This is a genomic window from Shewanella sp. M16, from assembly GCF_018224605.1.
In the GTDB taxonomy this organism is placed as follows: domain Bacteria; phylum Pseudomonadota; class Gammaproteobacteria; order Enterobacterales; family Shewanellaceae; genus Shewanella; species Shewanella oncorhynchi.
Map to the genome: position 1 here is coordinate 145,652 of NZ_JAGTUL010000002.1, position 22,052 is coordinate 167,703.

Consider the following 22,052-nt stretch of genomic DNA (forward strand, 5'->3'; position numbering starts at 1 on the left):
TATTTATGCAAACTAATGCACATAACATCGCTCAGATTATCGCTCAAGAACTGAATGTTCGTGAGCAACAAGTTGCCGCAACCATCACTCTGCTTGACGATGGTGCGACAGTTCCCTTCGTTGCCCGCTACCGTAAAGAAGCAACGGGCGGTTTAGACGATACACAACTGCGTACCTTGTACACGCGTTTAGGTTACCTGCGTGAGCTGAACGACAGACGCCAAGTGATCCTGTCTAGCATCCAAGCTCAGGGTAAGTTAACGCCAGAATTACAATGGGCGATTGACGAGGCAGACAGTAAGACACGCCTCGAAGATTTATACCTGCCCTTCAAACCTAAGCGTCGTACTAAGGGCCAAATCGCTATCGAGGCTGGGCTTGAGCCATTAGCCGAGGCCTTACTGGCTGATCGTAGCGTAGATGTCGAGACCACCGCGGCAGGCTATATCAATAGCGAAGCGGGTTTTGCAGATGTTAAAGCTGTGCTCGAGGGCGCGCGTTATATCCTGATGGAGCGCTACGCCGAAGATGCTGAATTACTGCGTAAAGTGCGTGAGCATTTAAGCCAAAACAGTGTGTTAGAAAGCCGTTTAATTGCTGGCAAAGAGAAAGACGGCGCGAAGTTCCGCGATTATTTTGAGCATACAGAACAGTTAGCTAAGATCCCATCACACCGTGCACTGGCTATGCTGCGTGGGCGTAATGAAGGTTTCTTAACCTTATCTATGAATGCCGATCCAGCCGCTGAAGCGGGCCAAGGTAGTTACTGCGAAGTGATTATCTGTGATCATTTAGGGCTGAAATTAGGCGATAGCAGCGTTGATCAATGGTTGAAAACCGTGGTGACGGCGACATGGCGTATTAAGATTGCCCTGCAGATGGAAACTGAGTTTATTTCGCAAATGCGCGAACGCGCTGAAGCCGAAGCGATTAAAGTTTTCGCCCGTAATCTAGGTGATTTATTGATGGCCGCTCCTGCGGGCGCGAAAGCCACCATGGGACTCGATCCTGGTTTACGTACCGGTGTTAAAGTCGCTGTGGTCGATAACACAGGTAAGTTGTTGTGCCATGCGACTATTTTCCCACACGCACCGCAAAATCTGTGGGAAAAGTCGATCCGTACTTTGGCTAACTTAGTCAAAATGCATAAGGTTGAGCTGATTGCGATTGGTAACGGCACTGCATCAAGGGAAACTGACAAACTGGCTGCTGAGCTGATTGCCGAAGTGAAAGATACCCATCCACATTTGACCAAAGTGATGGTCAGTGAGGCGGGTGCGTCTGTGTATTCTGCATCGGAATTGGCGGCGTTGGAGTTTCCTGATCTTGATGTGTCGATTCGTGGCGCTGTGTCTATCGCCCGCCGCTTGCAAGATCCATTAGCCGAATTGGTGAAGATTGAGCCTAAGTCTATCGGTGTCGGTCAATACCAACACGACGTGAGTCAAAGCCAATTATCGGGTTCGCTGGAAGCTGTGGTTGAAGACTGTGTAAACGGCGTGGGTGTAGATCTCAACATGGCCTCAGTGCCGTTATTGTCACAAGTGGCTGGTTTAAATAAGACGTTAGCGAAAAACGTGGTCGATTATCGCGATGCCAATGGTCAGTTTAAGAATCGTAAAGAGTTGCTGAAAGTACCGCGTTTAGGGCCTAAAGCCTACGAGCAAGCAGCGGGCTTTTTGCGTATTCGAGAAGGGGACAATCCACTCGATGCCTCGTCTGTGCATCCAGAGGCTTATTCACTAGTGGAAACTATCGCTAAAACTAAGCAAGTAGAGTTGGCGAGCCTGATGGGTAACTCTGATTTGCTGCGCAGCATCAAGGCAGAAGAGTTTATTACGGCGGAATTTGGTTTGCCGACGGTCACAGATATTTTAGCCGAACTGGATAAGCCAGGACGCGATCCCCGCGGTGAGTTCAAAACCGCTAAGTTTAAAGATGGTGTTGAAGAACTTAAGCATCTGAAACCCGAAATGGTACTCGAAGGCGTAGTGACCAACGTGACTAATTTTGGTGCCTTCGTCGATATTGGCGTACATCAAGATGGACTCGTGCATATCTCTTCTCTAACCGACAAGTTCATCAGCGACCCGCACACTGTGGTGAAAGCGGGAGATGTGGTGAAAGTCAAAGTGATGGAAGTTGACGTTGAGCGCCGCCGTATCGGTTTGAGCATGCGTTTGGATGAAGCTATCGACCAGAGCAAGCCACAGCAAAGACCACACAATCCTGCCAGAACTAATCATGGTAAAACACCGCAGTCAGCGAAACCGGCTGCGCGTCCTGCGCAGAAGCAAACACCTAAAGCGCCAGCAAACGCGGCCATGGGCAATGCCTTTGCCGATGCCTTCGCTAAGCTGAAAAAGTAGACGCTGTAATGTTAATACTCGGACATACGTCATGTCCGAGTCGACTTTTTAACCTGTTACTCACAAAATTGTTGCATAAATGCCGTCTTAGGGAATATAAAGTCGGCATTTAATGCAACGTTAAGCAAAATCGGTTGTCATAGCACAGCTTATTCACCGATTTTTCAAATTGACACTCCAAAGCAGAGTGGCTCTTTTTACACGTTTTGGGGTAACACATGCAATCTGGTTTATCACCTCGCGGGCGAAACAATGCCCATGGGCCTTTCCGCGCCATCTTTATCTTTTCGTTATTAGTGCTTTTCATTGCCACCGCGAGCCGTATCGCTTTAGGGCTGTGGCAAGCCGATCGCGTGGCCGCTGTTGATGGTTGGTCGCATCTCTTAATCCAAGGTTTACGCGTCGATATCGCTACCCTGTGCTGGTTATGGGGTATTGCTGCCTTAGGAACCGCATTATTTTCAGGTGATCATTTTATTGGCCGTCTATGGCAGCCGATTTTACGGGTGTGGTTAACTGTCGGTCTGTGGATCATACTGTTTTTAGAAGCATCGACCCCCGCCTTTATTGAAGAATACGGTTTTCGTCCGAATCGTTTGTATGTGGAATATCTGATCTACCCGAAAGAAGTGCTTTCTATGCTGTGGGCGGGTCGTAAGCTTGAGCTTATTTTCTCAATATTATTAACCATAGGTACACTCTGGGGCGGTTGGGTTCTCAGCGGTAAGCTGACGAAAAACCTGCGCTTTCCACGCTGGTATTGGCGTCCAGTATTAGCATTAATCGTTATCGCAATTACGATATTAGGTGCCCGTTCAACCTTGGGTCATCGTCCGCTTAACCCCGCTCTGGTGGCCTTTGCTGACGATCCATTAGTGAACTCTTTAGTGATTAACTCTGCCTATTCCTTGGTGTTTGCCATCAAGCAGATGGATAGTGAAGAAGATGCTTCTAAAGTGTATGGCAAGCTAGATAACGCGGAGGTTATTGCAACGATTCGGCAGGAAAGTGGTCGCCCTGAAAGTGCCTTTACTTCAACGGATATCCCATCACTGAGCTTTAACCAAGCCAGTTATACTGGTAAACCAAAGAACTTAGTGATCCTACTGCAAGAGAGCTTAGGCGCCCGTTTTGTCGGCAGTTTAGGTGGGTTACCCCTGACACCGAATATCGATGCCTTGTCTAAAGAAGGTTGGTATTTCGATAACTTGTACGCTACTGGTACACGATCTGTACGCGGAATCGAAGCCGTGACAACAGGTTTTACGCCAACGCCAGCTCGCGCTGTGGTGAAGCTAGGTAAGAGCCAAGTTGGCTTTTTCAGTATTGCTGAATTACTTAAAAATCATGGATATACCACGCAGTTTATTTATGGTGGTGAGAGCCATTTCGACAATATGCGTAGCTTCTTCTTGGGCAACGGCTTTAGTGACATTATAGATCAGAAAGATTACAAATCTCCGGCCTTCGTGGGTTCGTGGGGCGCGTCAGACGAAGATTTAATGCGCAAGGCCAACAGTGAGTTTGAGCGTCTGCATAGTGAAGGTAAGCCTTTCTTTAGTTTGGTGTTTAGTTCGAGTAACCATGATCCATTTGAATTCCCAGATGATCGTATCGAACTTTATGAACAACCTAAGCAAACTCGCAATAATGCGGCGAAATATGCCGACTATGCGGTTGGTGAGTTTTTCAAATTGGCGAAAAACGCAGACTATTGGAAAGACACGATTTTTATCGTGGTTGCCGACCATGACAGTCGAGTGGGTGGCGCGGATCTGGTGCCAGTGTCACGTTTTCGTATTCCGGGATTAATTCTTGGGGATAATGTTGCACCAAAACGCGATCATCGTATTGTGAGCCAGATTGATTTACCGCCAACACTGTTATCATTGATTGGTATTTCAGACTCTTATCCTATGCTGGGCCGAGATTTGACCCAAGTCAGCGATGATTGGCCTGGACGCGCGTTAATGCAATACGATAAAAACTTTGCCCTGATGGAAGGTAAAGATGTAGTGATCCTGCAGCCAGAAAAAGCGGCTCAAGGTTTCGAATACAATGAAAAAACTGAGCAGTTAACGCCTTATGCGCCAGCCGCTGCAGCGCTAGAGAAGAAAGCCTTAAGTTGGGCATTGTGGGGCAGTTTGGCCTACCAGCAAGAGCTGTATCGTTTGCCTAAATAAGCGTTAAACAGAATGGAAAATGCCGCTATTTTTAGCGGCATTTTTGTTTATCATTCAGGTTAATTTTGTGCGCAAACGGATTCATACGATTGGAATAGGTTAAATCCACGTCGACATAATAGATTCTTGCTCTGGCTGAGTCTGTTGTTGATAGAACTGACTAATGCGTTGCCCAAGTTGTTGATAAAATTGACTCGATTCGCCTTGAAGCGATTGCCTTGCCGTACTGCTGGTATTCGCTTTGGCGTTACTGCTGGCATAATTTGCCGCACCTTGACTGACCTTTAAGCGTATATCCTTACGTTGCAGCGCCGCTTGGCCTCTTGCAGCAATTTTTAGCGTTTTAGGTAAAACACGCTCGGCCACTACAAGGGGCGCTTTTTTCTCTTGCTGTTGTTGGTTCTGTTGCTGTGAGGATTGCTGTTGCTGCTGTTTTTCTTGAACTTGTTGCTGATTATGCTCGAGCGTTTTCGCCTGTTGTTGAGCTTGATCCGCAGTGCGTTCATTCTGTGGATTAAAGGCGCGTTCTTCGTGACCTTTAGTTGCCGCTTGTGGTGGGATGACCACAGGTTTCAGTTGGTTGTCGACCCGAGCCGAGTCCGTCGCGACATTACTGGTCGCTAGCGGGACTTGGGGGTAGTTACTGACAACTAACATGGGAAATTCCTTGGCACATTAATGGTTAAATACTAGTCATTAATCGCTCAAAGATAAAGCGTTAACGAGTCTGTAACGTTAACCAAGGCATAAATACCTGCAAAAACTCCTGCTGATGGGAAATAAAGGGCGCGTGAGAGGCTTTGGCGAGCATCACATCCTCACTTTGAGCTGTGATGGGCATTTTAGGTGGTACGCGTTTGGGTACTAGCCCGTCGAGTCGGCCCCAGATCCTTAGCCAAGGTTGTTGCAACTCTATCAGTTGCTGCCTTAAGTCGACGTCGGTCAGCATATTTAGGCCTTGAGTTAAGGCTCTGGCATTGGGTAAAGGGCGTGCGAGGACAAGATCGCGCAGTTGTTTGATGTCTTCTTTGGCGGTTTCGCTACCCATGGCTTGAATCGCCAGAAATCTCTCTATAGTTTTAGGTAAATTTTGGCCGAGTTGTTCTCTAAATTGATTGAGGACTTGTGGCGGAATGCCCGGCCATGCTTCGTCCTCCCTTGCCATAAAGCAAGGGGATGAGGCAATAGTAATCAAGCCTTTGATTTTTTGTGGATAACTTAACGCTGCCTGAGTCGCAACGAGCCCACCGAGTGACCAGCCGGCCCAAATAGCGTGTTCAGGCAATGCAGCGACCAAGGTATCTACCCAGGTTGATAGGCCACCTTCAACCATTTGGCTATGGCCGAAGCCCGGCAAGTCTACATAGTGCACCCTATACTGAGACAGTGACTCATGTAATGGCGTAAACACAGCGCTATTCACTCCCCAACCGTGAAGCATCACCAGATCTGGCCCTTGGCCGCTGATTTCAATATGCAAATTTGCTTGGTTTGTGGATGTCACTTGGCTCACTTGAGTGCCTCAAAAATGGATTAGGTGAATGTATGCCGCACTTTGTCAAAAGGATTTGGCCGCAATCTGCTTTGCGGATAATGCGTTTAGGCTATCAACTCGGTACAAGGTGGTTGGCGGGCAGTTTACCTAACCGTTGCCTGCTGTGCCACCAATCCATATCACTTCCCGAGACTGGCATTTGCGCCGTTTGTCTTCAATCTGGCTTATATCATGGGCCTATTTGCTTAGGTTGCGGTAAGTCGATGCAAATAGAAGTCGATTATTGCGGTGAATGCCAAAAGCGCCAGCCACGTAAAGTCATTGCACCTTGTAGTTATCATCAAGGTTTGGGGGCTTGGGTTGGTGCGATTAAATATCAAGGTCAACTTGCCGCTTTGCCCGTGCTGTGTCGCGCCTTAGTGGCACGACTTAAGGTATTAGAACAGCAAGGATTAATCTCGCTGCCTCAAGCGATAGTGCCAGTCCCATTGCATCCAAAACGCTTACAACAACGTGGATTTAATCAGGCGTGGTTAATTGCCCATGAGTTATCACAGCTCTTGCAACTGCCGTTAGTGAGCGAAGGGTTAACGCGCCAACAAGACACTCGATCGCAGGCGGGGCTTTCGGGTGCACAGCGACGACGCAACTTACATGATGCCTTTATGTTAGCGGATGATTTTGCGTTCCAGCGTATTGCATTGGTGGATGATGTGGTTACCACTGGCACTACAGTCTCTGAAATTGCTCGCTTATTCGAAGCGCGTTATGTGCATGTTCAAGTATGGTGTTTGGCAAGGGCAGAGGCACCAGGCTTGTTGGATAATATTTAAAAACGGTTAAAAGCATTGCTCCATTATATCTTTGTGTATGTCAAAATTATGTCAAAAATACTGAGTAAAAATGAATAAGTTTTAATTTTGCGACAAGATGTAAGTATCTGTATCAATGGGTTTTGTTTATTTTTTGTATTGAGATACCTTCCTATATTATTTCGTTTGGAGGGTATTTATGGACGCTAAACTGGCGCGATCAAATGCAGATACGGCATCAACGCTGAAGGACGTTATTCAGGCGATAAACTACTCTTTGAAGCTACATGGTTTTTGTGGTTTCTGGTTTCAAGGAGTTCCACATTGTGCGTATGAAAATTATCACTTTCCAAAAGATACCAATCTGTTCTCTCCTACGGCACTAAGAAAACCTATCGCCAGCATAGTTTCTTCCCCTGTTATGGCTGAATTACAGCGTTTTTATTTAAATCAGATAGCCTCCCATGATTTCAATTTTGGTTTTTCATTGGATACTTCAAAATCTTATATGTATAGATTCACGAGTGAAAAAAATGATAAGACCAGCCTATTGTTTAGTAAGCATAATATTCAAAGTGTTTTGAGCTGGCCCATCTCATGCCACTCTAATCGTCATTGGGCAGGCCGGTTTATACTACTTAGCCATCTTAGTGCTTCGGAGGTGGTGTTAGAGGGATTGGCAGACACTTTAAAAGAAGCTCAAAACAAGCTTTTTGAATGTAATAAACAATTGTTCAATCCATTTCTACAAAGCTCTCTGCTTAAAGATAATGCGAGAGATATCCTACTTATGGTCGCAAACGGTCTTCAAAACGACGAAATTTCAACTCAGCTCCCGATAAGTGTCAGAGGAGTTGAATATCATCTGGAATCCATGCGTAAGAAATTTGGGGCTACAAATAGAGCAAATTTAATCCATTTAGCCCATCAATATGAGTTGATCTAAATATGTTGATATTACTGGTTGAAGATAATCGACTTCTTTCTAACAACATCATTCAATATCTTGAATTGAGTGGTATAGAGTGTGATTACGCTTTCAACCTGGCACAAGCGGATATGCTCATTAGTCAGCAGCAGTTCGACGCTATTATTCTCGATCTAAATTTGCCGGATGGTGATGGGATTGAAGCGTGTGAACGCTGGAAAGCGCAATGTTTTACTTCACCTATCATCATGTTAACCGCCCGTAGCAGTTTGAATGAGCGCTTGGCTGGTTTTGCTGTGGGCGCTGATGATTATTTAATAAAACCATTTGCAATGGAGGAACTGGTCGCGCGATTGAAGGTGGTTGCTCAGCGTCGTCCCGCGCCCCAAAGGTTGACTATTGGCGACCTAGAAATCGATTTTGCAAACCACATGGTGTATCGGCAAGGGCAACAGCTGGCTTTGTCTAAAACCGGATGGCAGATCCTGGCTTTATTAGCTAGGCGTAGTCCAGAAACGGTGAGTAGAGAAGAGATTGAGCGAATGCTTTGGCCCGACAGTACACCTGATAGTGATAGCTTGCGCAGCCATATTCATCTTTTGCGCCGAGTGATCGATCGCCCCTTTGAACGGCAAATATTACATACGATTCGTGGCGTCGGTTTAAGCCTTAGAGATGATATCAATGCAAGCGCCTAAACTTAGCCTCAAGCGTAGTTACCAAGTGTGGGGAGTTATTTTTCTATTAATAACCTTAGGTGTAAATAGTTTTATCCCGCTTTGCATGATGTGTGCAGGTATGATTTCTATGCATGAAGTCACAATGCACAATGCAGGGCAAGCGGCCGAAGCATTACTGAAGCTGGCGGAGCCAACTCAGCAATCATTACTTCATCAACCACTTCTAAAAACCGATAACTTAACCGTCTATCCTCATTGGCGAGATATTCCGCTGCAAATTCGTGAGTTAAGTAACAATGAAGTCTTAACTGATGCGAGCACAATTCACTATGAGCATGCAGAAGGTCCCATTGTTAACGCGTTAAGTGTGTACTACACCCAAACTGGCCAGCCGCTATACGTTTGGCTGCAGTTTAGTGTTACCCATGATTTGCAATTTGCCCCTAAAAATATGACGGCGATCTTGCTGCTTGTCTTGATAACCTTTTGTGCCAGTGCAAGTTTAGCGTTTTATATGCAAAGTAAAGTGATTACGCCTGTTCATCAAATTAGTCATGCGATTAAACAACATGATTGGGAAGGAGGAGGAAAACTGAGTTTACCAGAACAAGAATATGCTGAATTAAAGGCAATTGTTGATGCTTTAGATAACTCGATTTTACAACTTCAGGAGGCTCAGCAGCGAGAACTCAATTTTTTACGTTTTGCTAGTCATGAGTTACGTACGCCAGTCGCCATATGCCAATCTTCATTTGAAATCCTCGCATTACAACAAGGTGAGCTTACGGGGGCAACTCTGTACGCTTCCCAAGCGACTAATCAAATGAAGTCACTCATTGAAACCCTGCTATGGTTAACTAATAAAGAGTGTTCAAACCTAGAAAAGGAAAACGTAGCATTATCGCCTTTACTTGCCAGTATTATCGAGGAGCAGCAACGGGTACATGGTTATGAGCAAAAAATTCAATTATTGTGTGACGATACTTGCTTACCAGTTCAGCTTCATCCGCTAAAAATCATATTAAGCAATTTATTAAGGAATAGTATTGAGCATGGTGGGATGGATATTCGCATTACTCAAGATGGTTATTATGTAGAAATAACCAATTCCTATAACAGTAATGGCCGCCATGGATTTGGTTTAGGGCTTTTACTGGTGAAACGTCTCGCGAATCAACTGGGTTGGACTTTTACTAGCTCATCTGAAAATAATTTATTTACTGCTAGGCTGGTAATATCTAATAACTAAAGAATGGGAACTATAGATTTACTGCATTAAACCACACACTTTTAAAATGCAAAAGCGCTGTTGGGCTTAGATCACATAGTCATCATGCTATTCGTAGTAACTTTATTATATAAAGTTTACTGGTCGATAAGTATTTTAAAATACTTCCTAGAATACATGGTTGAGAGGGACTCTATGTGTAAAAAAAGTGTGGCATCTATTTTAGTCAGTGCAATTATTTTTAGTGGTTCAGTATATGCTGATGTGAATAAAACGAGCGTGGATTTAGGTTATAAGTTTTATACCAGTGACGCAAAAAATGATAACCCAGGTGTTTTTAATCAACCTTTTGTAAAGTTGAATCATTTAGGAATTGCTGATTGGGGTACTTACTTTGCTAATCTTAAGCTCGAAAACCCTGCTGAAATCGCGGAAAATCAGAAGAACCTTGATGGTAAAACTACCATTAAGTCATTATTGATACTTGAAAATAAGCTGGGAGAGTCGCAGTTCAACTTCTGGACTCAGAACTTTATCTCTGCGAGTGAAACGCTAGTTGAAGATAATCTTTACTTAGGTATTACCCATAATGCAAAAATTCAAAATTTATCACTAAACTATGGTGTCGGTTTAAATTATACCATTGGTAGCTTTTCCCCCACATCAGAGAAGTTTAATGATCTGTCAGGTTATGCCGTGGTTTTAAATGCAAAGTACCCATTTGAGTTGCTAGGGTTAAAACATAGTTTAAGTTTGAATTATGAAGCACAAATTGATAGGGATGAAGCGCATCAAGCATTATTTTCATATGACAGCTATGGCCATCAGATAATTACAACATTACAAACAAGCCTCACAGATTCAATATTTTCAAAGTTATATATCACCCATTATGATAGCTGGGGTTCGCAATATAATGATGGGATTGAATACGGTATATCTGTTGGTTATCAGTTTTAACGGTTTATCAAATAGGTTGAAATTTTGATAAGTAGAATCTCATTTAATTTGGTGCTGTTCTAATTTTCATCAAAAATAATAAGGGAATTGTAATGCATTATAAAAAATCCATTATTGGTATTGCTGCAACGGCAACAGCAATTATTGTCGGCTGTCAAGTTACCCATCAAATAGTAAAAAGCCAGGGAACCGCTCAAGGCAAGCATGGCGAAGTGCAGGTCGAAACCACATTCAAAGACGGACACATTGTGGCGATTGATGTACTAAAGCAAAAGGAAAATAAGGTCCTTGCTGGTGCCGTATTTAAAGATGTTAAACAGGCGATTATTGATAATAACTCTATCGAGGTTGACGGTATTGCAGGCGCAACCGTAACGTCTAAAGCGCTTAAAGAAGCCGTGGGTAAAAGTATTGAAGCCGCAGGTGTTACGTTAGTTGCTGTCGCTTCAGCTAAAAAAAATGAAGCATTAACACCAGCAGAATATACCTATGATGTGGTGATTATTGGCTCGGGTGGTGCAGGTTTCAGTGCTGGTTTAGAGGCTATGGCCGCAGGCCGCTCCGCCGTTATTATTGAAAAAATGCCAATTATTGGTGGTAACTCATTGATCTCGGGTGCTGAGATGAATGTGGCTGGTAGTTGGGTACAAAAAAATATGGGTGTTACCGATAGCAAAGACCTGTTTATTAGCGACACGCTAAAAGGCGGCGATTTCAAAGGTGACCCTGAAATGGTTAAGACCATGGTCGATAATGCGGTTGATGCAGCTGAGTGGTTAAGGGATTACGTCAAAGTAGAATTTTACCCAGATCAATTATTTCAGTTTGGTGGACACAGCGTGAAACGAGCGCTAATCCCTAAAGGTCATACCGGAGCAGAGGTGATCAGCAAGTTTTCTATTAAAGCTGAAGAAGTAGGCTTACCAATTCATACCAATACTAAGGCTGAAAAGTTAATTCAAGATCAAACGGGCAGAATTGTGGGTGTAGAAGCGATTCATAATGGCAAAACGGTAACCTACTATGCAAAACGCGGTGTTGTGATTGCCACAGGTGGCTTCTCGTCTAACATGGAAATGCGTAAAAAATATAACCCAGAGTTAGATGAACGTTATGGCAGCACTGGTCATTCAGGTGGTACTGGTGACGGTATTGTGATGGCAGAAAAAATACATGCAGCAGCTAAAAATATGGGATATATCCAGTCATATCCTATTTGTAGCCCAACCTCGGGTGCGATTGCCTTGATTGCAGACTCTCGCTTCTTTGGTGCGGTGTTAATCAACCAGAAGGGTGAGCGCTTTGTTGAAGAATTGGAACGCCGAGATGTGATTTCACAGGCCATTCTAGCCCAACCAGGCCGTTATACTTATGTGCTCTGGAACCAAGCTATTGAAGATGTTGCCCATACTGTTGAAATGCATCAAGGTGAACTGAAGGAATTCACAAAAGACGGGCTAATGTATAAGGTCGACACCTTAGAAGAAGCCGCTAAAGTCTTTAATATTCCTGAAGATAAGCTGTTATCAACGATTAAAGACGTTAATCGTTATGCCGCAACAGGAAAGGATGAAGCCTTTAATCATCGCTCAGGATTGGTTGATTTAAGTAAAGGACCTTATTGGATTTTAAAGGCGACACCTTCTGTGCACCATACTATGGGTGGACTAGCGGTTGATATACGTACTCGTGTACTTGATGAACAAGGAAAGGTGATTCCGGGCTTGTTTGCTGCGGGTGAAGTGACTGGTTTAACCCATGGAACCAATCGACTCGGTGGTAATGCTTACACTGATATCATTGTCTTTGGTCGTATCGCGGGACAAGAAGCGGCTAAATAGTTTGTATTTTATGTCTGGCTTAAAGCGACCCAATTGGGTCGCTTTTGTTTGTAAATGATGCAGTTCACTCGCGTACAACACATTCGTTTAAAGCTTGTTTATGATGAATAAATCGTGATCGCTATGGCAAAAATCCATAAACTTGCTATCCAAAGGACTACAAAGCGAAGGTGAGTCGGAGTATCATACTGCTAATTCTTACTAAAACACTCAGGTATCCCCTGACGGAGCAGGTTTTCATGATTACCATTTCCGATGCGGCTCAAGCCCATTTTGTTAAGTTGTTAGCAGATCAACCTGAAGGCACTCATATTCGCGTATTTGTGATCAGTCCAGGAACCTCGCAAGCCGAGTGTGGTGTGTCTTATTGTCCACCGGATGCAGTGGAAAGTGATGATATTGAAATCGAGTTCACTGGCTTCAATGCTATGGTCGATGAGAAGAGTGCACCTTTCCTTGAAGATGCCACTATCGATTTTGTGACTGACCAATTAGGTTCACAACTCACGCTTAAAGCACCTAACGCAAAAATGCGTAAAGTGTCTGGTGATGCACCTTTAGTCGAGCGTATCGAATACGTGATCCAATCTGAAATCAACCCTCAGTTAGCTGGCCATGGTGGTAATATCATGCTGGTTGAAATCACTAAAGAAGGCGTAGCCGTACTGCAGTTCGGCGGTGGATGTAACGGTTGTTCTCAAGTAGATATCACCCTAAAGGATGGTATCGAAAAACAATTGTTAGACATGTTCCCAGGTGAGTTGACTGGCGTACGTGACGTGACAGATCACCAACACGGTGAGCATTCTTACGCTTAATCTTGTTTGTTGAGCTGAATAAAAAACGCGACCTCTGAGTCGCGTTTTTTATATTTTGCATTCGCTTAAAGTGCTGCTGTTCAGTTATAACTTAGGGTTGAGGTTATCAGCTAAGAACTTATCTAAGGCTTTAAATGTCGCGAGTCTGTTGTCGTTATTGCTCAAGTAATGATCGCCATTTTCCAGCTCAATATACTCTACTGGTTTTTTCAGTGATTTGAGTTCGTCATACATTTCTCGGCTATGTTGAACCTTCACCACTCTGTCCTTATCGCCATGTAGCAGTAATACTGGGATGTTAATTTTATCGGCTTTACTGATCGGCGAGCGGTCATAGAGCGCATCAAAGTCATCCCCTATTTGCTCTTTAACCACTTTGTAGTTAGTAAATCTTCGGCTCGATTTCACTAGATAGGCCACATCTGTGACACCCGCTACACTCACGGCGCAGCGGTAGAGATCGGGAGTCATGGCTGCCCCCATTAAGGCCGCATAACCACCATAGCTAGCCCCGACAATACAAATACGTTTAGGATCGCTAATCCCTTGATCTATTAGGTAGCGAGTTCCGTCTTCGACGTCATTTTGCATTTCGAGTCCCCAGTTTTTTAGGCCAGCTTTCATAAACTCATAGCCGTAACCTGCCGAGCCCCTGAAGTTCATCCGAAATACCGCATAACCACGATTAGCGAAAAACTGCGCCCAGTAGTCGAAGTCGTTGCTGTCGTAACTGATGGGGCCGCCATGGGGGAAAATAATCGTCGGCAGTTGCTTGGCTTCAAGCCCTTTTGGCACGGTTAGGTAAGCATCGATGTTGAGCTTATCCCTTGCCTCATAAGTTAAATATTGGGTATCGGCGAGGAGTTCACTCTTGAGTCTGCCGTATCGGTTAGCGATGGGATAAAGCGTTTTTTCGTCTCTATCGCCAAAATAGTAAGTGCCGGGCTCGGTCGAGCTTGTGGAATACACTATGTAGCGGCGTTCATCGGCACTGAACTGAGTAATATAGTTGTGTGCGTTGGGTAACACGGCTTTTAGGCCATTTTGTAGGCCCACATATTCTTTTTCCCAAAAGGTGTATTCTTCGCCGTCACCTTCACTGATACCAATCACTTTTTTCTTCAGTTTCGAATAGAGTAAATTACCTTCAACGTCAGTATCTTCATTGGCGTAGACCAACTCTTTTGTGAGCTTAGGATCGGTCAGATTGACTTTAAATATGGCTTCGAAACCTTGGTGATAGGCGCGAACGTAAAGAATATTGGGGTCAGCATCAAAACCTAATGGCCAAACACTGTCCTCTGAGAAGGCTTTAAAGGTCCAAAGTAAACGTGAATCTCTCTTTTGCTCGGCCTGTTCATAAATGCGGTACTCAGTATCATCGTTATAGATAGAAATACGGACCTTGTGTTGCCTGTCAGTAATCCAACTGATGATCTTCTTTTTAGCATTTTGGGTGTAACTGGATTTACCCTGCGCTAAATTGACTTTCAGTACACTATCTTCGCCTACGTTTTCGCCCATTCCGTCTAATGACAGTAAAATATTGTCGGGATCATCTGGCATAAGATCGATAATTTGTCCCTGATGTTGCGGGATCCAATTGAGACGATCTAAGACACTGCGTGGAATGACACTCGAGGTTTTTTTAGTGATCAAATCATACTTAACAAGGCGGGTTTCGGTTGTCGGTGTACCGTAACGGTTAGCCGGAAACTTAGCACTGATCAGTAAGATATTATCGTTTGCCCACAGCAGAGACAGGATGACAAATTTTTGATTATCCGTGTGCAGCGGAATGCTTTTTTCGCCTGTTTCTATATCTTGGATACTAACGACAGTATCTTTGAGTTTGGCTTGATCGACCCGTACAACCGATGCGAGTTTTTTGCCGTTAGGCGAGAGCTGTACAGAGCTCACATCTGGGATGCTGGCAAAGGCTTCAACGGGTAATTGTGGCGCTGTGTCGGCAACGGCATGGTTGCATAGCCACAGGAAAAGCAGCGGTAAAATCCTTTTCATTATAGAATCACATCTTTGTTACAATTGTAAAATCAACATCATAGTGATTTTGAGATTTGTAAACTACTGTCTTTACAGATTTATTTATTCAAAAAGCTTTTGCTGAAATAATAGTGCCCCGCAAGTGTTAGGCTTCTGGCGATCATAAAGACACTCATGGCGGCCCAAAGGGCGTGGTTACCTTGCTCAGGCAATAACAGTTGCTGCAGCAAATACCATGTCGGGAAAAATGCACCGAAGGTGGCGAGTATCATGCTATTGCGCATCACTTTGCCTTTAGCGGCACCTATGTAGACTCCGTCGAATAAATACGAGCTAAAAGACCATAAAGGCAAAAATATCAGCCAAATAAGATAGGTCTGTGCTGTGGTTCTGACCTCATTAATGCTGGTCAATAACGCGATAATATTACTGCCCAAAAGACTGAATACAGCGCAGAACCCTAACGCAGTAATGGCCGACCAGCTCCAGGCTAAGATCACTGCTTCCCGTAATTGCTCCGCCTGTTTTTGGCCATAGGCACGGCCGACTTCTGCCTCGGCATAATAGGCTATACCATCTAGAGCGTAGGAGATTAATAGCAGTAAATTCAATAACACGGCATTGGCCGCAACGGTATTATCACCTAGACCTGCACCATGGAATGTCATAAAGGCAAAAGCTGCCTGCAAGCAGAGGCTACGGACAAAAATATCTGTGTTGAGCCTCAGTAATTTGCCATAACCAGTCAGGGTGACATGGGGGAATAGGTGGGATAAGTGAAACTCGGGTGCACGCTTGAGTTGTTGTAACACCATAGTGAGTGCGACTGAGAAAGCAGTGATATCGGCAAAGACTGAGGCGAGGGCAGCACCTTTAACGCCCCAGCCCAAGCCGAGGACAAACACCACATCGAGAATAATATTGGCAAGGTTCGCTAAAATCAGCTGCCACATGGCGGCTTTAGGTTGTTGTCGCCCTAAGAGCCAACCTAACATCACTAAATTGAGCAGGGCGAAGGGCGTTGACCAAATCCGTACCTGAAAATACTCGCGGCAATAACGTTCGACCTCGCTACTTGCTTCGGATAATCCTAACGCTAAATTCAATATCGGGACTTGCAGTGCGATAACGCCTGCGCCCAATAACATCGCTAGCATAGCGCCTTGGACTAAGAGTTTGTGCTGGGCGTGAAGATCGTCAGCACCAAAGGCTTGCGCGACTAAACCTGTCGTCGCCATACGCAAAAATCCCAATAACCAAATGATTAATGTGATAATCGTTGACCCGACAGCGACTCCCCCTAAATAATAGGCCTCACTCAGATGGCCTATAACAGCCGTATCGACTAAGCCCAAAAGCGGGATAGTGATATTGGAGAGTATCATCGGCAGGGCGAGCGCTAGTAACTGGCGATTTTTCGCGCCGTTGAGCATGAGGTCGAGCCAAGTTGATTTAGCAGTATTCATTAATTTCAGAGGTGTTCACATTATGGTTAAACGTGTGCTGTTGGCACTCATAGGGCTAATGACGTTTTCTGCCCATGCCGTGGTCATTCTGCAATATCACCATGTGTCAGAAACCACTCCGGCGGCAACCAGCGTTACGCCCGCGCAATTTCGTGAGCAAATGCAGTTTCTCGTCGATGACGGCTTTAAGGTGATCCCGCTTTCTAAAGTGGTTGAAGCGATCAAGCAAAAACAAGATTTACCCGCTAAAACAATCGCAATTACCTTCGATGATGGTTATCGCAGTATAGCGACTACGGCGCATCCTATCCTAAAGGAATTTGGATTCCCCTACACCTTGTTTGTGGCAATTGAGCCGATTAAACAAAAGTTTACCGAGATGATGACTTGGGATGAACTCATCACATTATCCAAGGAAGGCGCCGATATTGCTAACCACAGTTGGGCGCACGAACATTTGATCCGCGCCTTAGAAAACGAATCACAGGCGCAGTGGTTAGCGCGGATAAAAGCCAATATCTTAGATACAGAAAAAGCGATTGCAGATGCCACTGGGCACAATTTTAAAATGCTGGCGTATCCCTACGGTGAGTACAATCAAGCGTTGCAGGATATGTTAACTGAGAACGGCTTTGTCGCTTTTGGGCAACAGTCCGGTGCCGCGGGGCCTTATTCGCCATTAACGGCCCTGCCGCGTTTCCCCGTTGCTGGACAATATGCTGACCTAAAAAGCCTTAAGGCAAAGTTATACAGCTTAAATATGCCTGTGATTGCACAAACCCCAAGTGATCCTGAGTTAAAGGGTGGTCATTGGCGTCCAGAGCTTAAAGTGACCCTCGATATGAGTGATATCTCTGCTAAGCAAGTGATGTGTTACATCCAAGGTCAAGGCTCAAAACAGCCGACTTGGCTCAATGAAAACGAGTTTAGTGTTCAAGCGGATTTAGCCTTGCCTGCGGGGCGCTCGCGTTATAACTGCACAGCGCCGAGTAAGGCGCGCAATGGCTACTATTGGTTTTCTCAGCCTTGGGTGAGGCCAAAGGACGATGGCTCTTGGGTTAAAGAGTGATCAGCGGCTAGGTTTGTATTGCGCCACTATTTTTTCAAAATCGCTAATTAATTTATCATTTAATACCTGCGGCGGTTTGCCTAACGCTGCCGTAGGTTTAAATACCGCAACTCGCGTTCCCTGCGGCGATACCAACACATAACCTGCACTATGGTCGACTTGGTAATTTTCTCCTTCACCCACCATGGCATAAGTGAGTCCTAAGCTGCGGGTGAGTGGGAAGATTTGTGTCTGCTCGCCCGTGACCGCTTTAAATTCTGGATTGAAAAAATTAACATAGGTCAGGAGTTTATCCTGTGTGTCCCGTTTGGGATCGACGGATAAAAACACTACCTGCAATGGCGCTATTTTGTTTAGATCAGGATAAGCCGCCGCAAGTTTATTTAAGGTCGTAGGGCAAATGTCGGGACAAAAGGTAAAACCGATAAAAAATAAGCTCCATTTCCCCTGCAAACTGGCATTGGTAAAAGCTTGCTTGTGTTGATCAACCAATTCAAAGGGCGCTAATTCATAGGCCTGTGGAAACAGAAAACCGCTCTCTAACTCGATAGGTTTTGGGGGATTAAATTTCACCGCAAATAGGCCGCCAAGACCGAACAACAAAATGGCGATGACTAAAATTCTTTTCTGCATTATTCGCTCCATAAATACAGGTTAGCGCGACAAACTCGTTCCATACACTAGTTCCACAAATAGTGGTCTAGCAGTAATGCCATAAATAACAACATTAAATGGTAGATAGAGAAGCGGAACACTTGCATCGCTAAGCCATCATGATCCCGATATTTAAGTTGCCATGCTTTATAGATAAATCCCGTACTGAGTAAACTCGAGCTGACGAAATACACTGGCCCACACATACCAACCAGCACAGGTAACAGGCAAGCAATCGCCAGCAATACTGTGTAGAGCAAGATGCAGGTTTTCGTAAATTCGACACCGTGGGTGACTGGTAGCATGGGAATATCTACTTTGGCATATTCGGCGCGTCTGTGAATGGCCAGTGCCCAAAAATGTGGCGGCGTCCACGTAAAAATGATGATCACTAGCAATAACGCATGGCCGTGAAATTCGTTCGTTACTGCCGTCCATCCCAGCAGGGGTGGCATAGCTCCCGCAAGGCCACCGATCACAATATTTTGTGATGTTGCGCGTTTCAAATAGGCAGTATAAACCAAGGCATAGCCAATCAGGCTGGCAAAGGTCAACCAAGCTGTGAGTGGATTGACTAAGGAATATAAGACGATAAAGCCAAAACTACCTAAGCTAGCGGCGAAAATTAACGCGCGCGTGGCAGAAATACGCCCTTTGGGTAGCGGGCGATTGTAGGTGCGCGCCATTAAGCCATCGATACGGCGATCGATCAGATGATTCAACGCCGCCGCAGAACCCGCCATCATGGCAATTCCAAGCATACCCGCGAGCAAAGGTTGAACGGGCACCGCATGGGGCACAGCCAGACACATGCCGACGAGGACAGTGAGCAGCATGAGTGCGACCACTTTAGGCTTGGTCATTTCAAAATAGGCGCGCCATGTTACGCTGAAAGTGGGCAGGCTACTGGTGATTGAGAGTGGTTTTGCCATCTTGGATCCCTCGCTTATGCTTTGCGCCATAAAAAATAGTTGATTGTGACTAAGGTCAGTAGCAGTAGTGCCGCACCACCGTTGTGAGACACGGCAATACCGAGTGGTAAATGCATCACTACGTTAGAAATACCTAAGCTCACTTGTAGTATGACTAGGCCCACTAATAAAAGGCTTAAAGCCTTAAGTCCCGTAGCGCCAACAAATAATCGGTAGGCGAGCACGAGTAACAAGCTGGCAGTGACGATAGCGCCAATTCTGTGGGCTACGTGGATAGTCATTCGTGCAGGGTAATCGAGCACCCCAAATTCGAAGCTAGGGTGTTGGCCTTGGAACGGTGAAAATGCCTCGGCTATTGCTAAGTTATCTACCCAATTTCCCTCACAGATGGGTAAAGAGGTGCAGGCGAGCGCCGCATAATTCGATGATGTCCAAGCCCCCAACATAATCTGACCCACAAGGACGAATAGGCTCACCAACGCTAACGGTGCGAGATGTCGAGCATGGGTTTCGCTATTAAATATACGCCGAGGTCGGGTTCGCAGGTAAAGGAGTAACAGCAGCGAGATTAGGCTAAAGCCACCAATAAGATGCGACATCACAATTATTGGCATGAGTTTCATGGTCACAGTCCACATGCCTAGCGCTCCTTGAAAGAGGATCAGCAGCACTATGATAATCGGCAACTTTTTGGGTGCTTCCGGTGTTTTTAAGCACAAAATTAAGATGAACAACACCAGTAAGCCAAGTCCGCCTGCGATATATCTGTGGATCATTTCCAGCCAAGCTTTCTCTGGATTGATATCGTGATCTGGGAATATAGTTTGCGCATGGGCGATTTCATGGTCTTGGGTGGGCACTTTAATATGGCCGTAGCAACCTGGCCAATCGGGGCAGCCGAGCCCTGCATCCGATAGGCGGGTGTAAGCGCCCATTAAAATCACCAATAGGGTAAAGACTAAGGTTAAGCGTAGGATCCAAGTTAGTTGCATCAATCTACCCTCGACAGTTTTAACAACTTACGCAGATCCGCAATCAGCGCCTTGCCTTGAGCTAAATGTGCTTCTTTGCCCTGCACTTGAGGGTAGCGCAGGACTAAGTTGCCTAAGGGATCTACTATGATTAGCTGCTGTTCATCTAACCATTTGCTTAAGCCTGCATTGGCGGGACGAGTATTGAAGTTAAAGGTGCTTAAGGCGTTAAGATCGCTGTCGGGATGAGTGAGGATAAGCGGTTCTACTCGCGCCTGATCTGGCCCTAGCGCTGTGTGGCTTTGGCGCAAAATATACAGGCGTTCGCGGCAAGCATCGTTGCATTTGGCGGGCAATAAATACAGTAGTTGCCATTCTTTGGGATTAGAATTTTCAACCCCAAGGCTGGCATAACTGGTTTCGGGACTGATCAGCTCGCCATGATTGGTCGCACCGCCATGGTATAAATTTAGGCTCAGCACTAGCTTAGCAATCACTACGGGGGCAATAAACGCCAGCAGTAATAGCCCTAATGCTTTGTGTTTGGATTTGTTCTGGGAGTTCATGCTTGCTCCTCTCATTCAAATTATCCCTAATTTATTGTTTTATATTTATTTAGTTTTATTAGTGTCTTGCTAATTATGGTACGAATTTCCCTATTTGCTCCTTGAGTTTGCGACTGTTTGGGCGCTATGGCGTTTTACATATTTAATCCCTTGCCACAGCATTAGCCCTGCAAATACGGCTGCCATCGAAAACCACTGCAACGCATAGCCCCAATGTTTTTGTGCCGACAGTGGGAAAGGTTGCCAAGGATGGGGCAATGTGAGGGAAGGTAATTGCTCTGGTTGCAACACGACAGGTAACACTGGGTGCCCTAATACCTTAGTCATTTCGGGCATATTTAAATTTTGAAAGCGAATACTTGTCCCTGTTTCTGCCATTAAAGCTTGGCTCAAGGGATTGATTTGCTTTTGATAAAGCCTGCCTTCGATATTTAATGCCCCGCTTAGGGGAGTGATGTGGGGTAACTCATCCCGATGGGAGCCTGCGGCAACAAAGCCTAACTCGACCAGCAACCAAGGTTTTTCAACTTCTACTTGCAGAGGTTGAAAGGCTAAATAGCCCACTTGACCTTGATAGATTTGATTATCCAGCAGCCAGATTTGTGAGCTTGCGGGAGTGGCGCGTACTTGCAGTCGATAACCCGTTACGCCTTCTTTGCCGACCTTGAGTTGGAGTTGCTCAAAACTTAATGGCAGCAAAGCTTGCCTTGCTTCCATTTGGGCTGAAAGCGTCGTTTTATCTTCACCACGGGCTAACTGCCATAAACCCAACTTGACCAATATAGTTAATACAGCCACAGTCAATATCAGTAGAAAAACCGTTAATTTATTCAGCAGAACATGAGGATATTGTATGAATAGCCTGTTCATTTTTAAGTTGGTCTTAGTTCTGCTGTTGCTATTCATCATTTTTAATCTAGGTCGCGCCTTGTTTATTATGGTGAAAGGTGATGAAAAAGTGCCTATGAGCCGTTATCTTGGTCGGCGAGTGATTTTCTCCGTGCTCGTTATCTTGTTATTGCTGGTGGCCTTAGGGACTGGGTTAATTAGCCTCAATCCCACGCCTTACTAAAGCA

Annotated in this window: 20 protein-coding genes; 11 read left to right on the plus strand and 9 right to left on the minus strand. The window is 45.1% G+C overall.

What is annotated here, in order from left to right; all coding sequences use genetic code 11:
• The first annotated feature begins 5 nt into the window (after positions 1–5).
• Both KFE26_RS01995 and KFE26_RS02000 read left to right on the plus strand, forming a co-directional pair.
• Complete coding sequence (locus KFE26_RS01995) at positions 6–2,369, plus strand: Tex family protein (protein ID WP_212599491.1); 2,364 nt, start codon at positions 6–8, stop codon at positions 2,367–2,369.
• Between the two features lie 218 nt (positions 2,370–2,587).
• Positions 2,588–4,552: an LTA synthase family protein gene (locus KFE26_RS02000; RefSeq protein WP_212599492.1), complete on the plus strand. Its 1,965-nt coding sequence runs from the start codon at positions 2,588–2,590 to the stop codon at positions 4,550–4,552.
• Between the two features lie 99 nt (positions 4,553–4,651).
• Here KFE26_RS02000 and KFE26_RS02005 read toward each other — a convergent pair whose 3' ends face one another.
• Positions 4,652–5,209 (minus strand): hypothetical protein, encoded by a 558-nt coding sequence (locus KFE26_RS02005; RefSeq protein ID WP_173248241.1) that lies wholly within the window; start codon positions 5,207–5,209, stop codon positions 4,652–4,654.
• 61 nt (positions 5,210–5,270) lie between these two features.
• The gene (gene bioH, locus KFE26_RS02010; protein WP_212599493.1) at positions 5,271–6,065 is read right to left on the minus strand and encodes a pimeloyl-ACP methyl ester esterase BioH; all 795 of its coding nucleotides are present in this window, start codon (positions 6,063–6,065) and stop codon (positions 5,271–5,273) included.
• Positions 6,066–6,097: 32 nt separating this feature from the next.
• On the opposite strand from bioH, the gene KFE26_RS02015 reads away from it, so the two are divergent.
• The 7 genes from KFE26_RS02015 to nfuA all read left to right on the plus strand — a co-directional run bounded on the left by KFE26_RS02015 (position 6,098) and on the right by nfuA (position 13,314).
• The gene (locus KFE26_RS02015; protein WP_212599494.1) at positions 6,098–6,880 is read left to right on the plus strand and encodes a ComF family protein; all 783 of its coding nucleotides are present in this window, start codon (positions 6,098–6,100) and stop codon (positions 6,878–6,880) included.
• A 178-nt stretch (positions 6,881–7,058) separates the two neighbouring features.
• Positions 7,059–7,805 (plus strand): helix-turn-helix transcriptional regulator, encoded by a 747-nt coding sequence (locus KFE26_RS02020; RefSeq protein WP_212599495.1) that lies wholly within the window; start codon positions 7,059–7,061, stop codon positions 7,803–7,805.
• Between the two features lie 2 nt (positions 7,806–7,807).
• Positions 7,808–8,485, plus strand: coding sequence for a response regulator transcription factor (locus tag KFE26_RS02025; RefSeq protein WP_212599496.1), 678 nt, complete (start codon positions 7,808–7,810; stop codon positions 8,483–8,485).
• Positions 8,472–9,716, plus strand: coding sequence for a HAMP domain-containing sensor histidine kinase (locus KFE26_RS02030; protein WP_212599497.1), 1,245 nt, complete (start codon positions 8,472–8,474; stop codon positions 9,714–9,716). The genes KFE26_RS02025 and KFE26_RS02030 overlap by 14 nt, the downstream gene beginning before the upstream one ends.
• A 174-nt stretch (positions 9,717–9,890) precedes the next feature.
• Positions 9,891–10,655 (plus strand): outer membrane protein OmpK, encoded by a 765-nt coding sequence (locus KFE26_RS02035; RefSeq protein WP_212599498.1) that lies wholly within the window; start codon positions 9,891–9,893, stop codon positions 10,653–10,655.
• Positions 10,656–10,747: 92 nt separating this feature from the next.
• Complete coding sequence (gene urdA / locus KFE26_RS02040) at positions 10,748–12,496, plus strand: flavocytochrome c (RefSeq protein ID WP_212599499.1); 1,749 nt, start codon at positions 10,748–10,750, stop codon at positions 12,494–12,496.
• 239 nt (positions 12,497–12,735) lie between these two features.
• Positions 12,736–13,314, plus strand: coding sequence for a Fe-S biogenesis protein NfuA (nfuA, locus tag KFE26_RS02045; RefSeq protein ID WP_006079591.1), 579 nt, complete (start codon positions 12,736–12,738; stop codon positions 13,312–13,314).
• 84 nt (positions 13,315–13,398) lie between these two features.
• On the opposite strand, the gene KFE26_RS02050 is transcribed toward nfuA, so the two are convergent.
• Both KFE26_RS02050 and KFE26_RS02055 read right to left on the minus strand, forming a co-directional pair.
• Positions 13,399–15,336 (minus strand): S9 family peptidase, encoded by a 1,938-nt coding sequence (locus KFE26_RS02050; RefSeq protein ID WP_212599500.1) that lies wholly within the window; start codon positions 15,334–15,336, stop codon positions 13,399–13,401.
• A gap of 80 nt (positions 15,337–15,416) precedes the next feature.
• Complete coding sequence (locus KFE26_RS02055) at positions 15,417–16,784, minus strand: MATE family efflux transporter (RefSeq protein WP_212599501.1); 1,368 nt, start codon at positions 16,782–16,784, stop codon at positions 15,417–15,419.
• A 22-nt stretch (positions 16,785–16,806) separates the two neighbouring features.
• Here KFE26_RS02055 and KFE26_RS02060 point away from each other — a divergent pair, with 22 nt between their 5' ends.
• Entirely contained in the window at positions 16,807–17,853 is a 1,047-nt protein-coding gene (locus KFE26_RS02060) for a polysaccharide deacetylase family protein (protein ID WP_168827212.1), read from the plus strand.
• Here KFE26_RS02060 and KFE26_RS02065 read toward each other — a convergent pair whose 3' ends face one another.
• From KFE26_RS02065 to KFE26_RS02085, 5 genes are all read right to left on the minus strand, one after another.
• Complete coding sequence (locus tag KFE26_RS02065; protein WP_173497969.1) at positions 17,854–18,486, minus strand: SCO family protein; 633 nt, start codon at positions 18,484–18,486, stop codon at positions 17,854–17,856.
• Positions 18,487–18,533: 47 nt separating this feature from the next.
• Entirely contained in the window at positions 18,534–19,439 is a 906-nt protein-coding gene (gene cyoE, locus KFE26_RS02070) for a heme o synthase (RefSeq protein WP_105250648.1), read from the minus strand.
• A 14-nt stretch (positions 19,440–19,453) separates the two neighbouring features.
• Positions 19,454–20,431, minus strand: coding sequence for a COX15/CtaA family protein (locus tag KFE26_RS02075; RefSeq protein WP_105250647.1), 978 nt, complete (start codon positions 20,429–20,431; stop codon positions 19,454–19,456).
• Entirely contained in the window at positions 20,431–20,976 is a 546-nt protein-coding gene (locus KFE26_RS02080; RefSeq protein WP_212599502.1) for a hypothetical protein, read from the minus strand. Before KFE26_RS02080 ends, KFE26_RS02075 begins: the two co-directional genes overlap by 1 nt.
• Before the next feature lie 90 nt (positions 20,977–21,066).
• A complete protein-coding gene (locus tag KFE26_RS02085; protein WP_212599566.1) occupies positions 21,067–21,831 on the minus strand; it encodes an SURF1 family protein in 765 nt (254 codons plus the stop codon).
• Here KFE26_RS02085 and KFE26_RS02090 point away from each other — a divergent pair.
• A complete protein-coding gene (locus KFE26_RS02090) occupies positions 21,830–22,048 on the plus strand; it encodes a DUF2909 family protein (RefSeq protein WP_212599503.1) in 219 nt (72 codons plus the stop codon). The genes KFE26_RS02085 and KFE26_RS02090 overlap by 2 nt on opposite strands.
• Positions 22,049–22,052: the final 4 nt, after the last annotated feature.

Excerpts from the sequence above, each read along its gene's own strand:
- KFE26_RS01995 (WP_212599491.1), top strand. The coding sequence starts at position 6 with ATGCAAACTAATGCACATAACATCGCTCAGATTATCGCTCAAGAACTG.
- KFE26_RS02000 (WP_212599492.1), top strand. The coding sequence starts at position 2,588 with ATGCAATCTGGTTTATCACCTCGCGGGCGAAACAATGCCCATGGGCCT.
- KFE26_RS02005 (WP_173248241.1), bottom strand. The coding sequence starts at position 5,209 with ATGTTAGTTGTCAGTAACTACCCCCAAGTCCCGCTAGCGACCAGTAAT.
- KFE26_RS02015 (WP_212599494.1), top strand. The coding sequence starts at position 6,098 with ATGCCGCACTTTGTCAAAAGGATTTGGCCGCAATCTGCTTTGCGGATA.
- KFE26_RS02020 (WP_212599495.1), top strand. The coding sequence starts at position 7,059 with ATGGACGCTAAACTGGCGCGATCAAATGCAGATACGGCATCAACGCTG.
- KFE26_RS02025 (WP_212599496.1), top strand. The coding sequence starts at position 7,808 with ATGTTGATATTACTGGTTGAAGATAATCGACTTCTTTCTAACAACATC.
- KFE26_RS02030 (WP_212599497.1), top strand. The coding sequence starts at position 8,472 with ATGCAAGCGCCTAAACTTAGCCTCAAGCGTAGTTACCAAGTGTGGGGA.
- KFE26_RS02035 (WP_212599498.1), top strand. The coding sequence starts at position 9,891 with ATGTGTAAAAAAAGTGTGGCATCTATTTTAGTCAGTGCAATTATTTTT.
- urdA (WP_212599499.1), top strand. The coding sequence starts at position 10,748 with ATGCATTATAAAAAATCCATTATTGGTATTGCTGCAACGGCAACAGCA.
- nfuA (WP_006079591.1), top strand. The coding sequence starts at position 12,736 with ATGATTACCATTTCCGATGCGGCTCAAGCCCATTTTGTTAAGTTGTTA.
- KFE26_RS02050 (WP_212599500.1), bottom strand. The coding sequence starts at position 15,336 with ATGAAAAGGATTTTACCGCTGCTTTTCCTGTGGCTATGCAACCATGCC.
- KFE26_RS02055 (WP_212599501.1), bottom strand. The coding sequence starts at position 16,784 with ATGAATACTGCTAAATCAACTTGGCTCGACCTCATGCTCAACGGCGCG.
- KFE26_RS02060 (WP_168827212.1), top strand. The coding sequence starts at position 16,807 with ATGGTTAAACGTGTGCTGTTGGCACTCATAGGGCTAATGACGTTTTCT.
- KFE26_RS02065 (WP_173497969.1), bottom strand. The coding sequence starts at position 18,486 with ATGCAGAAAAGAATTTTAGTCATCGCCATTTTGTTGTTCGGTCTTGGC.
- cyoE (WP_105250648.1), bottom strand. The coding sequence starts at position 19,439 with ATGGCAAAACCACTCTCAATCACCAGTAGCCTGCCCACTTTCAGCGTA.
- KFE26_RS02075 (WP_105250647.1), bottom strand. The coding sequence starts at position 20,431 with ATGCAACTAACTTGGATCCTACGCTTAACCTTAGTCTTTACCCTATTG.
- KFE26_RS02080 (WP_212599502.1), bottom strand. The coding sequence starts at position 20,976 with ATGAACTCCCAGAACAAATCCAAACACAAAGCATTAGGGCTATTACTG.
- KFE26_RS02090 (WP_212599503.1), top strand. The coding sequence starts at position 21,830 with ATGAATAGCCTGTTCATTTTTAAGTTGGTCTTAGTTCTGCTGTTGCTA.